13 protein-coding genes are annotated in these 14,531 nt (G+C 68.7%); 8 read left to right on the forward strand and 5 right to left on the reverse strand.

The genetic code is table 11. The features are described from left to right. Positions 1-43 precede the first annotated feature (43 nt). Both CNO20_RS23945 and CNO20_RS18805 read left to right on the forward strand, forming a co-directional pair. Entirely contained in the window at positions 44-1,636 is a 1,593-nt protein-coding gene (locus CNO20_RS23945; RefSeq protein WP_101297864.1) for a multicopper oxidase family protein, read from the forward strand. A gap of 191 nt (positions 1,637-1,827) precedes the next feature. Next, on the forward strand, positions 1,828-2,196 hold the full coding sequence (locus CNO20_RS18805) for a hypothetical protein (RefSeq protein WP_101297741.1): 369 nt from the start codon (positions 1,828-1,830) through the stop codon (positions 2,194-2,196). A 15-nt stretch (positions 2,197-2,211) separates the two neighbouring features. On the opposite strand, the gene CNO20_RS18810 is transcribed toward CNO20_RS18805, so the two are convergent. Beyond that, positions 2,212-3,210 carry a DUF7972 family membrane protein gene (locus CNO20_RS18810; protein WP_101297742.1) on the reverse strand — a complete coding sequence of 333 codons (999 nt, stop codon included), beginning with the start codon at positions 3,208-3,210 and terminating at the stop codon, positions 2,212-2,214. Positions 3,211-3,366: 156 nt separating this feature from the next. Between CNO20_RS18810 and CNO20_RS18815 the strand changes: the two genes are divergently transcribed. The 5 genes from CNO20_RS18815 (at position 3,367) to CNO20_RS18835 (ending at position 8,268) form a co-directional block, all read left to right on the forward strand. After that, positions 3,367-4,515, forward strand: a complete 1,149-nt coding sequence (locus CNO20_RS18815; protein WP_101297743.1) for an MBL fold metallo-hydrolase — start codon at positions 3,367-3,369, stop codon at positions 4,513-4,515. A gap of 139 nt (positions 4,516-4,654) precedes the next feature. Beyond that, positions 4,655-5,059, forward strand: coding sequence for a helix-turn-helix domain-containing protein (locus CNO20_RS18820; protein ID WP_101297744.1), 405 nt, complete (start codon positions 4,655-4,657; stop codon positions 5,057-5,059). A 470-nt stretch (positions 5,060-5,529) separates the two neighbouring features. Then, positions 5,530-6,840, forward strand: a complete 1,311-nt coding sequence (locus CNO20_RS18825) for a dicarboxylate/amino acid:cation symporter (protein ID WP_101297745.1) — start codon at positions 5,530-5,532, stop codon at positions 6,838-6,840. 203 nt (positions 6,841-7,043) lie between these two features. Next, positions 7,044-7,571: a YciE/YciF ferroxidase family protein gene (locus tag CNO20_RS18830; RefSeq protein WP_158237451.1), complete on the forward strand. Its 528-nt coding sequence runs from the start codon at positions 7,044-7,046 to the stop codon at positions 7,569-7,571. Positions 7,572-7,761: 190 nt separating this feature from the next. Continuing rightward, the gene (locus tag CNO20_RS18835; protein WP_233204257.1) at positions 7,762-8,268 is read left to right on the forward strand and encodes a YciE/YciF ferroxidase family protein; all 507 of its coding nucleotides are present in this window, start codon (positions 7,762-7,764) and stop codon (positions 8,266-8,268) included. Positions 8,269-8,378: 110 nt separating this feature from the next. Here the strand turns inward: CNO20_RS18835 and CNO20_RS18840 are convergent, their stop codons facing one another. The 4 genes from CNO20_RS18840 to CNO20_RS18855 form a co-directional block, all read right to left on the reverse strand. Next, positions 8,379-9,785 carry a small ribosomal subunit Rsm22 family protein gene (locus CNO20_RS18840; protein WP_101297748.1) on the reverse strand — a complete coding sequence of 469 codons (1,407 nt, stop codon included), beginning with the start codon at positions 9,783-9,785 and terminating at the stop codon, positions 8,379-8,381. Beyond that, positions 9,782-10,549, reverse strand: a complete 768-nt coding sequence (locus tag CNO20_RS18845; protein WP_101297749.1) for a prephenate dehydrogenase/arogenate dehydrogenase family protein — start codon at positions 10,547-10,549, stop codon at positions 9,782-9,784. The genes CNO20_RS18840 and CNO20_RS18845 overlap by 4 nt, the downstream gene beginning before the upstream one ends. A gap of 59 nt (positions 10,550-10,608) precedes the next feature. Further along, the gene (locus CNO20_RS18850) at positions 10,609-11,781 is read right to left on the reverse strand and encodes an MFS transporter (RefSeq protein ID WP_101297865.1); all 1,173 of its coding nucleotides are present in this window, start codon (positions 11,779-11,781) and stop codon (positions 10,609-10,611) included. A gap of 117 nt (positions 11,782-11,898) precedes the next feature. After that, on the reverse strand, positions 11,899-13,074 hold the full coding sequence (locus tag CNO20_RS18855) for a M24 family metallopeptidase (protein WP_101297750.1): 1,176 nt from the start codon (positions 13,072-13,074) through the stop codon (positions 11,899-11,901). A 143-nt stretch (positions 13,075-13,217) separates the two neighbouring features. Between CNO20_RS18855 and aroA the strand changes: the two genes are divergently transcribed. Next, a complete protein-coding gene (gene aroA, locus CNO20_RS18860) occupies positions 13,218-14,510 on the forward strand; it encodes a 3-phosphoshikimate 1-carboxyvinyltransferase (protein WP_101297751.1) in 1,293 nt (430 codons plus the stop codon). The last annotated feature ends 21 nt before the right edge of the window (positions 14,511-14,531 follow it).

Here is a 14,531-nt window from a genome sequence, read left to right on the forward strand (position 1 = left end):
CGACTACACTTTATTACCGGCCGTCGCCTACCTCCCGGTGAAGATGACACGCGAACGCTCCACGCGGCGCGGAGTTCTACGCGCGCTCGGCGGCGCTGGGCTGGTCGCGCTCGCCGGGTGTGCAACCCAGTTTTCCGCCTTCGATCCGACGCGCCCGTCGACGCCTCGACCGACGGTGTCCGGCCCGGCCGACGCGACGGTCGACCTGACGGCTTCGCCCGGGACGGTTCGCCCCGGACCGTCTGAGGCCGACGCCTCCCGAACCTGGGTCTACGACGGGACGTTCCCGGGACCCGAACTGCGCGTCGAGGAGGGCGAGATCCTCCGGGTCGACGTGGCGAACCGGCTTCCGGAGGGGACGACGATCCACTGGCACGGCGTCCCCGTTCCGAACGCGATGGACGGCGTTCCCGGCGTGACGCAGGAGCCCATCGCGGCCGGTTCGACGTTCGCGTACAAGTTCCGGGCGGAGCCGGCGGGGACGTACTTCTATCACAGCCACGTCGGTCTGCAACTGGACCGGGGGTTGCTCGGCCCGCTGATCGTCGAGGAGCGGGAGCCGCACGTCGAGTACGACCGCGAGTACACCCTCGTGTTCGACGACTACCTCGTCGGAGACCCGCAACCCGCGTCCGGATCGGGCGGGGGAGGGCCGGGTGGCACGGGCGGTATGGGCGGGGCGGACGGCGGTATGCACGGCGGTGCTGGCGGCATGGGCGGCGGGACGGACGGGAGTGGAACGGGCGGCGGGATGGACGGAAGTGGAATGGGCGGCGGACCGAGCGGCAGCGGAATGGGCGGTACGGACGGCGGAAGTATGATGGGCGACCGCCGTCCGCCCTACGCCGGGTTACTCGTCAACGGTCGGCTGCCGGCGGACTCGCCGACCCTCCCCGTCTCGGACGGCGAGCGCGTCCGCCTCCGCTTCGTCAACGCCGCGAGCGCGACGGCGTTCCGCGTCCGGCTCGCCGGTCACCGGCTGAACGTGTCCCACGCCGACGGCCGCCCCGTCGAGCCGGTCGCCGTCGACGAGTTCGTGTTCGGGTCGGGCGAGCGATACGACGCGGTCGTCGAGGCGGACAACCCGGGCGCGTGGGAGCTCCGGGCGGACGCGGTGTCCGGAACCGAGCGGCCGGCGCGCGCGGTCCTGCGGTACGACGGGCGCGCCGGCACTCCGGCCGCGCCGCGGTCGGGGGGCCGACAGCTGCGGTACGCGGATCTGCGGGCGATCGAACCGCTGGAGGGTCTCGACGGGACCCCCGACAGGACGTTCGATCTGACGCTGTCCGGCGCAATGGGAGGAATGGGCGGCATGGGTGGGATGGGCGAAACGGGCGGGTCGTCGGCCTGGCTGATCGACGGCCAGGCGTACCCCGACGCCGATCCCTTGACCGTCCGGGAGGGCGAGCACGTCCGCGTTCGCGTGGTGAACCACAGTCCCGTCGTTCACCCCATGCACCTCCACGGGCACTTCTTCCGGGTCGGCGACGCGGTGAAGGACACGGTTCGCGTCCCGAGCCACATGGGCGAGTTGACGTTCGATTTCGTCGCCGACAACCCGGGCGAGTGGCTCTTTCACTGTCACACGCTGTACCACCTCGAAGCGGGGATGGCGCGGGTCGTCCGGTACGGCTGAGGCTGGCGACCGGTCGCCGTTCGCGACCGTCCGCGACCGCCCCGCGGTCTGGTCGATCGTCCGGTTCGCCCCGTTGTCGCGCAACTCCGGCCGCGGTCGAATCGCCGGTTCGCCGTCGAGTACGCACAGCTTACCGACTCGAAACGAGAGCCATACTAAGCGCGTCCCGGCGCTACCCGGATCCGCACAGAATGTCCAAGGCGATAGTTCACTTCGCCGTCGGAGCGACGGTCATGACGGTCGTCCTCGCGCCGTTCGGCCGACGCGTCCCGTTCGAGAAGACGCTGATCCTCCTGAGCGGCTGCTGGGGGCTGGTCCCCGACGCGTACAAGATCGCCCCGGCGCGCGCCGCGTGGACCGAAGCCGTGCACGAGTCGGCGACCGCGAACGCGTTCTGGTTCCACCGCGCGCTCGACGTGGTCGATTCGAACGACTCCACCGCGTTCGCGGCGCTGGCGGTCGGGGTGTGGCTCGCCGCGACCGTCGCGGTCGAGTCCGGACGGTATCTCGTCGCCGCCCGCCGATCGGCGGGCGGCGCACCGGAAACGCGGGCCGAGTGACTCCGGGGCGGCGAGCTACGGCCTGTACTCTCGACCGCTCGCGGTGAACGGCGCCACCGTCGCCGTCCGCTGTGCGATCCAGGCGAGGCGGAGGACGAAGGAAAACAGCACGGCGAGGGGAGCCAGCCCGATCGTGAGCGCGACCGCGACGGTCGCGTCGAACGCGGCCGTCGACAGCGAGCCGACGTTCGCCGTGCTGTACAACGCGAGAACGACGACCGAACTGCCGACCGCCGGAACGCCGACGTACAGGAGAAGACGCGACAGGAACGCCAGTTCCTTCTGGACGTACACCGTCTTGAAGTACTCCCTGGCGACGTCGATCTGCAGGAGCGCTTCGGTGACGCGGTCCAGCGTCCCGACGGCGTCGGACGGAAGCGAGGCGCCGAACTCGTCTTCGATCAGTTCGATCTCCCGAAGCTGGTCGGCGTGGTTAGTCCGCAGCGTCGCCGAGACGGCGTTGAAGGCGCTGCTTTCGTCCCGCTCCAGCGTTCGGTTCACCGCGCGCACGTCGGCCGCGATCGACTCGGCGAGGGAGTCGACGCGTCCGCGCAACTCCTCGTCGTCCGCCGCTCCGACCGTCTCCCGGAGGGATTCCGACAGCGAGCCGACTTCCTCGTGAAGGAACTGGAGGAAGCGCGACGGGGTCGTCGGGGGCACAGATCTCTCCGCGCTATCCCGGACCTCCCGCCGGTAGTCGAGCGTTTCCTGGACGCGTCCCCGCAGGTCGCCGGGTTCCCCCAGCTCGCGGGACAGGACGAGCTGGTTGATCGACAGGACGACCGTGATCAGGGTGAGATCGCCGGTGAGAAGCGAGCTGAACAGGAAGAACACGGAGCTCGTCGGTCGGAGCCGCCCCGTGTCCGACAGGCCGACGACGAGCGAAAACGCGAGAAGAAGGGCGAACAGCGCGCCGCCGGCGATCGCCACCCGGCTCCCCTCGAGGAGAAACCAGCTCGCCGCCCGTTCGACGGCGGTTCGACCGTCCCCCTCACCGTCGGCGTTCGAGTCCATCTGAGAGCGAAGTACGCCGAGAACGGGGTAAAGTGCTTTGGCGGCGAACGCGCGCGGAGGTCCCGTTTCGTCGTGTCCCGACTCGACGCCGGACCCGAAATTCCGACGACAGCCGCTACCCTATAGTAATTCCAAAACCGTACAAACACACGAACGATGTTCGAGCAGATCACCGCCGAGCGGCTGAAGGAACTGCAGGACGCGGGCGAGGAGTACGCGCTGATCGACACGCGCCCCGAGGAGAGCTACGAGTCGTGGCACGTCCGCGGCGCGCGGAACTTCCCGTTCGGGCCGACGGAGGCGCTCGACGAGGAGCGGAGAGGGGAGGTCGACGAGCTGATCGGCGGGCGTCCGGTCGTCACCATCTGCGGCAAGGGCGCCACGTCGACGAACCTCGCCGCCCGGCTGGACGCCGCCGGCTACGAGGACGTCTCCGTCGTCAAGGGCGGCATGCGAGACTGGAACGACGTGTACGATCGGGTGCCGATCGACGCAGGAGACGGCGACCTCGTCGTCGTCCAGTTCCAGCGCCGGGCGAAGGGCTGTCTCGGCTACCTGATCGGGTCGAGGGACGCCGGCGAGGCGATCGTCTTCGATCCGACGCGGCAGACGGACCAGTACGTCGTGACGGCCGCGGAGCTGGGGTTGCGGATCTCGCGCGCCGTCGACACGCACGTCCACGCGGATCACCTCTCCGGGGGCCGCGCGCTGGCGGAGCGGCTCGGCGTTCTGTACCACCTCGGCGCACGCGCCCGCGAGCGAGGCGTCGAGTTCGAGTTCGAACCGATCGAGGACGGGGACGTCCTGGCGCTCGGCGACGCCGAGATAACGGCCCTCCACACGCCGGGGCACACGTCCGAACTGACGAGCTACCGGATCGACGACGAGGCCGTCCTCACCGCCGACGCCCTGTTCGTCGACTCGATCGGCCGCACCGAGCTGGAGTTCGGCGGGGACGAAGCCGAGGCGGGCGCGAGAATGCAGTACGAGTCGCTCCACGACGTGCTCGCGGAACTTCCCGACGGCCTTTCAGTCCTCCCCGGCCACGTCACCGTCACGAGCGACGGCCGGTACGAGAACGGCTCGCCGGGCGAACCCGTGACCGCGACCCTCGGAGCAGTCGCGGAGCGACTGGACGCGCTCGGACTCGACGAGGACGAGTTCGTGAAGCGCCTCGTCGAGAGCACGCCCGAGAAGCCGGCGAACTACGAGACGATCATCGACGTCAACCGCGGCAGAAGGCGCCTCGAAGGCGTGGAGGACGCCGAGGACCTCGAAACCGGGGCGAACAACTGCGCCGCGTGAGCCGCGTTTCCCGCCGGCGAGGCGGGCGGCGGCGTCCGTCCGGCGGAGTGCGACAGCGGCCCGCCGGCGGCGGATCGGTCGCAGAGTAATGCGACACCTATGCAAGGCCTTATGAGAGGCAGGCGCCTAGTCACACCGAATGGCCGACTCGATGGTGGAGTACCTTCAGAAGGACATGGAGTGCGAGGGGCTTCTCGAGTGTATTCACGGGCTCAAGGAACTGGATCGACGGTGCTTCCGAGCGCTGAGCGAGAGCGGCGAGCCGATGACCGTCGACGAGATCGCGGCGGCGGTCGACCGCGAGCGGTCCACGGCGTACCGGGTCGTCCAGCGGCTGCTGCAGGCCGGATTCATCCAGAAAGAGCAGGTGAACTACGAGCAGGGCGGCTACTACCACGTCTATCGACCGACCGACCCGAACGAACTGGCCGACGACATGCAGCGCAAGCTCAACGAGTGGTACGCGAAGATGGGGCAGCTCATCCAGGAGTTCCGCGACAAGTACGACGAGCAGGCGGGACAGGCCGTCACGGTGGAGAACTGATCCGCCGACCGCCGCGAGTTCGCGTCAGAAAAGAGAGAAAAGAGCGCCGCGGTGGTCTCCCGCCCTTCGGCAGAGCATATTAGGAGATATGTGTGGTATAACGTGTTATAACTTCTTTCGAGAAAGAGTTAATATACGTGTTGTGCTACGCCGTGGCACAGATGAAGCCGACGAAGAAAACGATGAAGGACGTGAGCCACACAGCACCGACGGGCGTCTCCGCCTCGAACGTCTGGCGACGCGGACGAGCGCCGAAGGACGAATCGAACGAGAAGTAAGCGATCGTTCTCGCGGACCCGATACGTCCCGTTCTCACGGAGCGATAGAGAGGAGTCGGCGACTCCGAGAAGCCGCGTTTTTCACGTCGTCTGAGCGATCACGCTCCTTAAATCACTGATCGAATCAGATAATCTCTACTTTAGAACCGCGAATCTTTTCTCGGTGTGCGAACCACGTACTCGCCGGTTACTATGACCACCGCTGTCACGTCCGCCTGGAGGACGTACCGTTCTGTGCCGATCATCTACAGAATCGCCGCGGCGTTCGTCCTCGGATCCGCTCTCGGCCTCGTCGTCGGTCGGCCCGCGACGGCGCTTCAGCCGCTCGGGGACCTCTTCGTGCGCCTCTTGGGGATGATCATCGTCCCGATCGTCGTCTTCACGCTCCTCCTCGGGGCGCGCAAGCTGACGCCGTCGACCCTCGGCCGGATCGGCGGGCAGGTCGTGGCGCTGTACCTGATCACCACCGCGGTCGCGATCGTGATCGGTCTCGGAGTTGCGAACCTCGTCGATCCGGGGATCGGCCTCGAAATCGCCGACGCGGAGGCGCAGTCCGCCGAGGCCCCGAGCCTCGTCGAGGTGGTTCTCGGGATCGTCCCGGAGAACCCGATCGGCGCGATGGCCGCGGGGGACGTGCTGCCGACGATCTTCTTCACCGTCGTCTTCGGCATCGCCCTCGCGACCCTCGTGGAGGAGTCCGAAGCGGGGACCGCCGTCCACGACGGCGCCGAGGCGATCTTCGACGTCGCCGAGGCCGGCGCGGAGGCGATGTTCAAGGTCGTCTGGGGCGTGATGGAGTACGGCGTCGTGGGCGTGTTCGCGCTCATGGCCGCGACGTTCGGCGAGGCGGGCGCGGAAGCCATCCTCCCGTTCGCGAAGCTCGTCGCCGCGCTCGCGCTCGCCGTCGGCGTCCACATCGGGCTCACCTACCTGCTCGTCATGCAGCGCGGGCTCATGGGCGAATCTCCCACGGCCTTCCTCGCCGGCGCGAAGGACGCGATGATCACCGCGCTCAGCATCCGCTCCAGCAGCGGGACGCTCCCCGTGACGATGAGTGACGCCGAGGGGAACTTCGGCGTCGACGAGGAGGTGTACGGCTTCTCCCTGCCGCTCGGCGCGACGATCAACATGGACGGCACGGCGATGTACCAGGGCGTCGCGGCCGTCTTCGCGGCGAACCTCGTCGGCGAGACGCTCACGCTCGGCCAGCAGTTCACAGTCGTGTTGACGGCGCTCCTCGCCAGCGTCGGCACCGCGGGCGTCCCCGGCAGCGGGCTCATCATGCTCACGCTCGTCCTGACGCAGCTGGGCCTCCCGCTCGAAGTCGTCGGCATGGTCGCCGGGGTCGACCCGATCCTCGACCGCCTGCGGACGATGAACAACGTGGCGGGCGACCTGGCCGTGACGACGCTCGTCGCCAAGTGGAACGGGGCCATCGACTACGCCGGGACGGTCTGGAGCGAGTCGGCCGACGTGTCGACGGTCGGTACCGTCGACGACTGAGCCCGACGACGGAAAGGTACCGTACCGGACCTATCCGAACGATCACCTTTAAATCCTCGCCGCCTCGCCTGGCTATCGACCGCGCCGACGGCGTCGAACGGTCGTAGATCGAGATCGGCGCCGTGCGACGATACTGCTGACCGCTGGCATTTAACAGAGTTATGCGGCTTCGGACCGTACCATCTACCGGGGGGAGAACGACGATGGCAACCGGCGAAGGACGCACGGAAATCGGATCGATGGACGACCTCTTCGAGTACGAGTTAGAGAGCGTGTACTACGTCGAGAACCGGCTGGTCGGGGCGCTCGACGAGATGGCGGCGGGGGCGGCCAACGACCGGATCGCCCGCGCCTTTGCCGACCACCGCGACGAGACGCGGACCCACGTCGATCGCCTCGAAACGGTGTTCGAGAAGCTCGACCGGGAGCCGGCCGAACGGGAGGTGCTGGCGATCGACGGGATGATCGAGGACCGCCGCCGGTTCGAGGAGTCCGTCCGCGACGACGACCTCCGCGACGTGTTCTACCTCGGCGCGGGGGCGAAGGCGGAGCGCTTCGAGATTACCAGCTACCGGACGATGCTGGAACACGCCGACAAACTCGACCTCGGCAACGAGGTCCTCAAGCCGCTCGAAGACAACCTCGACGAGGAGGAGGCGGCGCTCGACGACCTCCACGGGATGACCCGCGGCACGGGGATCAGAGGACTCATCCGGCGACTGACCGGGTGAGCCGCGGCCGCGCGGTCGGCCGCGGACCGTATCGACGACCGCGGTCGGTTTTCGGACGGATCCGACGAATCGGACGAATCGTCCGACTGTAGGAATTCGGTGAAAGATCGCTGGATTCTACTTTACTTCGCGTCTAAAAGTGAACGAACGTTTATTGAAACGCGCGTTGCCGTCCTAGACGGTGGTAACGATGAACGTCGAGTCACTACACGACATGTTCGTGTACCAGCTGCAGGGGATGTACTACACCGAAAACCAGCTCGTCGACATCCTCGACGAGATGGCGACGGAGACGACCGACGAGGACATCAGCCGCGCGTTCGCCGACCACCGCGACGAAACGCGGAACCAGGTCGAACGGCTCGACAACGTGTTCGCGGCGCTCAACGAGCAGCCCCAGGAGCAGGAGATGCACGTCGTCGACGGGCTGAACCGGGACCGGATGACGTTCAAGGAGGTCGCGCAGGGGGACGACCTGCTCAACCTGCACTGCCTCGGCGCGGGGATGAAAAACGAGCGCCTCGAGATCACGGCCTACGAGAACCTCCTCATGCTCGCGAACCAGCTCGACCTCGGCGACGACGTCACGGATCCGCTGCAGCAGAACGCCGACGAGGAGGAGGACGCGCTGGACAAGCTTCAGGGCCTGTCCGGCGGATCGGGGATGAAGGCGATGTTCCAGCGGCTCCTCGGCTGACGCTCGACGGATTACGCCCTCGCTTTTTTCGGACGGCTCCGCGATCCGAACGTGCCCGGGACCCGAGCCCGCGTCACGTCTCGGTCCACGCCGAGACGTCGGCCTCCGGTTCACGCCGCGACGACGTCGACGACCGTCTCCCCGTCGACGACGAGGTTGTACGCCCCCTCGTCGTCGTTCCACAGGCAGAGCGCGTTTTCGAACGCGAGCACCGCGCCGTACGGGGCGCGCCGGAGCGCCTCGTTGAGCGCCGACTCCCGCGTCAGCACGGCGTAGTGCTCGATCGACTCGCTCCCGTCGCCGACCTTGAACACCGGGTTCCCCTCGCCCGCGAGGTTCCGGCTCAATTTGACCGCGAGCAGGTCGATCCGCTCCGTGACGTGCCGCTCCATCTCGGCCATCGCGGCGTGGCGGCCGGGGTCCGCGCGGACGTCGAACCGGCGCGCTCCGTCCCGCCGGAGGACGACGTACGAGTACTGAACGTCGGCGTTGACGAACGTCCCCGGCTCGTCGCCGTCCTCGTCCAGCCGCCGCTGGAAGGACGGAACGTCGAGGTCGGGCTTCACGTCGAAGGACCAGCCGCGGTCCGACGGGGCGCGGCCGGGCCACAGCCTGAGCGTCGGCGAGTAGACGGTCACGTCCGAGTCCGGCGGCGCGATCGCCCGTTCGACCTCGCGGAGGCCCGTGCTCGTGTTCAGGTCGGCCGGGGCGACGGCGACGAGCGAGCCGTCGTCCGCGAGCGCGTCGAGGTACCGGTCGACGACGGCGACGGGGTCGTCGAGTTCGCTCAGGACGTTGGCGAAGAGGAGAAGATCGCACTCGTCGGCGATCTCGCCCGGCTCGAACGCCTCCGCCGTCGTCCGGTGGACCGTCGGGCGGAAGTTCGTCCGCGTCTCGTCGAGCACGCGCTCCAGCACGTCGGCCGCCGCGCTGGGCTCGACCGCGTGGTAGTCGACCAGGAGGTCGTCCGGCAGGTAGTCGTGCAGGCCGAGCGCCGGACCGCCGGTCCCCGCGCCGACGTCCAGAACGCGCAGCTTCCGCGGGAGCAGGCCGCGCTCGGCGACGTCGTCGAGGACGTAGCCGACGGCGGCGTAGTAGTCGGGGAGGTGGTAGATCGCGTAGCCGGCCGCGGCGTCCGCGTCGTACTCGACGTCTTTCTGGTGGTAGTAGTCGGCCTTCAGCCGGCGGATCGCGTCCCGGAGGCGGTTGCCCGACTCCCCGCGGTTCCAGTTTGCGCCGTACCGCTCGACGAGGAGGTCCTCCAGCGCGAAGGCGTACGCCTCCGGGAACGACTCGGGCCGCCACCCCGGCGGAGTCACCGGCTCGTCGTTCGCGGGGACGAACGTCCCGTCGTCGCGCTCCAGGAGGCCGAGGTTGAACGCCTCCTCGCGGAGCACCCGGCGGACCAGGCTGGGATGGGGGTTCCCCTCGACGTACTCGCAGATCTCCTCCGGATCGATCGGGCGGACGCTCCGGAGGTACTTGGCGTTCGAGCGGACCGCGTCGCGGTCGATCATTCCCCCGGCGTCACCCCCGATTCCGCGTCCCTTCGCCGCCGATCGGCCGCCTCGGCGTACAGCCGCTCGAACTCCGCCGCGTCGGCCTCGGCGATCCGCTCTGCGGCCTCGGCGATCCGTCCGGCCCCCTCGAACGTCTCCTGGATCTCGGCGTACACCCGCGGAGTGCCGCCAGTGACCGCCTCGACGAGGCCGTCGAGGCCGGCCGAGATCGGCGTGGCGAACTCCTCGCGCACGTCGCCGGCGGCGATCGCGTACGCGAGGATCGCGGTGTGCGCTCCGGCCTGGACCGTTTCCATGGCCTCGTCGTGCTCCTCGACGGTCGTTTCGAACACCCGGTTTCCGGCCCGGTCGATCGCGGCGCGGACCCTGTCGGTGATCGGTCCGGACTCGTCGGCGACCACCGCGACGTTTCCGGGGGCGTTCTCGGGGGCGAAGAGCGGGTGAAAGCTCGCGCGCTCCCGACCGGCGGCGTGCTCGCGCATCGCGTCGACCGGCGCGGCCATCGCGCCCGAGACGTCGAACACCGCCTCCTCGGCGTTCGGCGCGTACCGCTCCACGGCGTCGGCGATCGCCGATATCGGCACGGCGAAACAGACCGCCTCGAATCGCTCCTCGGTGTCGACCCCGACGTGGCGGCCGTCGACGGCGTCGGCCGCCTCGCGCGCCGTCGCCGCGTCCGCGTCCGCGAAGGCGACCTCGGCGTCGAGGGTGTCGGCCACCCAGCGACCCATCGCGCCCGCGCCGACGATGAGTAGGTTCATTGGCCCGTGGTAGCCAGCGGCGTCTCAAAAGGGGTTCGATGCCGACGGTGTCCGTCGACTCAGAGCCCGAGCCCGAACGCGCGGTTGGCGACGAGCACCGCCAGCCCGAACGCCATGACGCAGACGAGCAGCCCGATCGCGACGAACCACCCGAAGGCGTCAGAGAGGGCCCCGACGACGACGCTCCCGCTCGCCCCGAGCACCATGTACACCGTCCTGACGAGCCCGAAGCCGGCGCCGCGCTCCTCGGGGGAGAGCAGGTCGATGAACCGCGACTGGATCGGCGCGCCCCAGCTCATCGCGATCCCGGCGAGACAGACGCCCGCGACGAAGGCGACGAGGCCGGATCCGAACGCGAGGAGCCCGTAGCCGACGACGCCGATCCCCATCGTGAGGGTGGCTGCCGCGTCCCGGTCGAACCGATCCGAGAGCCAGCCGGTCAGCGGCTGCGTCGCGCCGTGGACGACGAAGTACAGCGAGAACAGCGCGCTCGCTATCGCCGCGGAGAGCCCGTGGTACGCCTGGAGAAACGTCGGCAGAAACGAGGCGGTCGCCTGCCAGGTGAACGCGCCGGCGACGGCGAGCGCGCTCGTGTACGCGATCTCCGGCCGGGAGAGGAGTCCGAAAAGCGGTGCGAGCGCGAACCGCTGCCGCATCGGCTGCTCGGGTCGTTCGGGCGCAGTCGGTCGGATCCGTGCCGCGAAGGCGAAGAAGACCGGGACCGCGGCGACCGTTCCGAGCAGGAGCGCCGCCCGCCAGTTCGCGCGGACCGCGATCGCGGCCGCGGCGACGGGTACGAGCAGTCCCGCGAGGGGACCGCCGGTGACGTGGACGCCGATCGCCCGGCCGACGTTGGGAAACTGCTTCGAGATGAACGTCGTGGCCACGCTGTAGTGCAGTCCCGCGCCGGTGCCGAGCGCGACGGCGAACGCGAGAAACGCGGGGAACGTGGGCGAGAGCGCGAGCAGCACGCTGGTCACGGCGGTGAGTCCGACGGCGGCGAGGACGACGCGTCGCTCGCCGAACCGGTCGCCGAGGACGCCGCTCGGAAACTGCATGCACGCGTAGGCGGCCCACATCCCCGCCAGCGCCGCTCCGACGGCGGCGTTCGAGACGCCGAACTCGGCGGTGATGTCCGGCACGACGGGACTTATTGCCAGCCTGGCGGCCATCGTGGCGAAGAACGCGAGCGTGCAGAGGCCGAGCACCGTGTGTCGGTACTGCCAGTTCACAGCGACGATCCGCCCGTTCGACGCAAGTCGATTGCGGTTCCGGAGAGCGGCGACGCGAAAGGCCGGCACTCGCCGATCCTCGAGGTCCGCCGAGATCGCCGCCCGCGGCCGTCGCCGTCACTCCACGACCAGTTCGATCGGATACCCGGTGAGGTTCTCGTAGCCCTCCTCGGTGACGACGACGAGATCCTCGATTCGAACGCCGCCGACGGCGGGATCGTACAGCCCCGGCTCGATCGTCACGACGTGGCCGGGCTTCAGTTCCTCCCCGTTCGGGCCGACTCGCGGCAGTTCGTGCACGTCGAGACCGATCCCGTGACCCGTGCTATGGATGAAACCCGTTTCCGTCGTCGGATCGCTCCGGAGCGTCGGCAGGCCGGCACTCTCGTACACGTCGCAGACGGCTTCGTGCACGTCCGCGCCGGTGACGCCGGGTTCGAGCGCGTCGAGCGCGGCCCGCCGCGCCGCGTCGGTGAGGTCGAACCACTCGCGTATCTCGCCGCTCGGTTCGCCCTTGACGAAGGTCCGCGTCATGTCGGCGTGGTACTTCGTCGCCTTGCTCCGGGGGAAGATGTCGACGATGATCGCCTCGTTCGCGCGGAGGGGACCGCTACCCCGGTCGTGCGGATCGGCGGCGTCGGCGCCGCACGCGACGATAGTCTCGTCGAGCGCACACCCCTCACGGAGCAGCGTCACTTCGATCTCCTCTCTGACCCGTTCGCTCGTCAGCGGTTCGCCCTCGTGCTGCAGGACGCCGTCTTCGATCGTCGCGTCGCGGACGATCCGTTCGGCCGCTCGCATCGCCTTCTCGTTGGCCTTCTGAGCCGCTCTGACGTGGTCGATCTCCTCGTCCGTTTTGACCGCCCGGATGTTCGTCAGGAGGTCCTCGGACTCGACGGTCACCGAGACCCCCCGATCGCGGAGACCGTCCGCCGTCCCGAGGGGGAAGCGTCCGGGCGCGACGACGGATTCGACGTCGTGGTCGGCGAGGAAGGCGGCGACCGTTCGAGCGTGCCCTTCTTGCGGGCCGTGCTCGGCGACGTTCTCTTGCAGATCGTACTCGGCCGTCCGAGAGACGGCGTCCCCCCGGCTTTCCTTTTTTGCGCGGCCGTACTCGAGGCCGGACACGAGGAGGTGGATCCCGTCCGGCGCGTACAGCGTGACGAACGGGTCCGGCGCGTCGAATCCTGAGAGGTACAGCTGGTTCGAATCCGAGCCGTCGGCTTCGATCAGGTACCCGTCGAATCCGTGGACGTCGAGATACTCCGCGAGCGGAGAGAGATCGGGCTCCATGCGGGGAGATGGGTTCCCCCGACGGTAAAGCGGTTCTCCTCCCGGCGAGGGGATAGCTCCCCCGAGCAGGGTTCTCACGTCCGGACCGTCGACATTTTCACCACCTCCGGTACCCTCATACCGGGGGCCGTACACCCCTCGGCATGGACATCGAGATCTCCCGGTCGCGCGTTCGCGGAACCGTGCGAGCCCCGCCTTCGAAGAGTTACACGCACCGCGCGATTCTCGCCGCGGGATACAGCGGCGGCGCGGTCGTTCGCGGCGCGCTCGTGAGCGCGGACACGAAAGCGACGATGCGCGCGGTCGGCGCCTTCGGAGGAAACGTCGACCGCGACGGGCGGACGCTCGACGTCACCGGCTTCAACGGGCGACCTGGCGTCCCCGCGAACGTCGTCGACTGCGCGAACAGCGGGACGACGATGCGACTCGTGACCGCGTGCGCCGGACTGGCCGACGGTATCACGGTTCTCACCGGGGACGGATCGCTCCGATCGCGGCCGCAGGGCCCGTTGCTCGACGCGCTCAACGAGCTGGGCGGACGGGCGGAGAGCACCCGCGGCAACGGGCAAGCTCCGCTCGTCATCAGAGGACCCATCTCGGGCGGCGAGGTCTCCATCCCAGGGGACGTCTCCTCGCAGTACGTCACCGCGTTACTGATGGCCGGTGCGGTGACCGACGACGGGATTGACGTCCGGCTCGAAACCGAGCTGAAGTCGGCCCCGTACGTCGACATCACGATCGAAGTACTCGACGTCTTCGGCGTCGCGGCCGAGTCGACCGCGAACGGGTTCTCCGTCTCCGGTGACCAGCTCTACGAGCCGGCCGACGGCGAGTACCGCGTACCGGGCGACTTCTCATCGATGTCGTATCTCCTCGCCGCCGGTGCGGTCGCGTCCGAGGACGGACTCGTCGTTGCCGGAGCTCAACCGAGCGCTCAGGGCGACAGCGCGATCGTCGACGTCCTCGAACGGATGGGGGCGGACATCGACTGGGACCGCGAGAACGGTCAAATCAGCGTCTCACGGTCCGATCTGGTCGGTGTTGAGGTCGACGTCGGGGACACACCCGATCTGCTTCCGACGATCGCGACGCTCGGCGCGGTCGCCGACGGTGGCACCCGAATCGTCAACTGCGAACACGTCCGGTACAAGGAGACAGACCGCGTGAGTGCGATGGCCGAAGAGCTGACGAAGCTCGGCGCGAACGTCACGGAGGAACGGGACACGCTGACGATCCACGGCGGACGGTCGGACCTGAAGGGGGCGCGGGTCGACGGACGGGGCGACCACCGGATCGTCATGTCGCTCGCCGTCGCGGGCCTCGTCGCCGACGGAACGACCAGGATCAGCGGCGGCGAGCACGTAGACGTGTCGTTCCCCGAGTTCTTCGACGTGCTCTACGACGTCGGCGCAGACGTACGAAGGCGATCCTCGTAACGTCAAACGCCGTCACTGTCG

Source organism: Halegenticoccus soli (assembly GCF_002844195.1).
GTDB classification, from domain to species: Archaea; Halobacteriota; Halobacteria; order Halobacteriales; family Haloferacaceae; genus Halegenticoccus; species Halegenticoccus soli.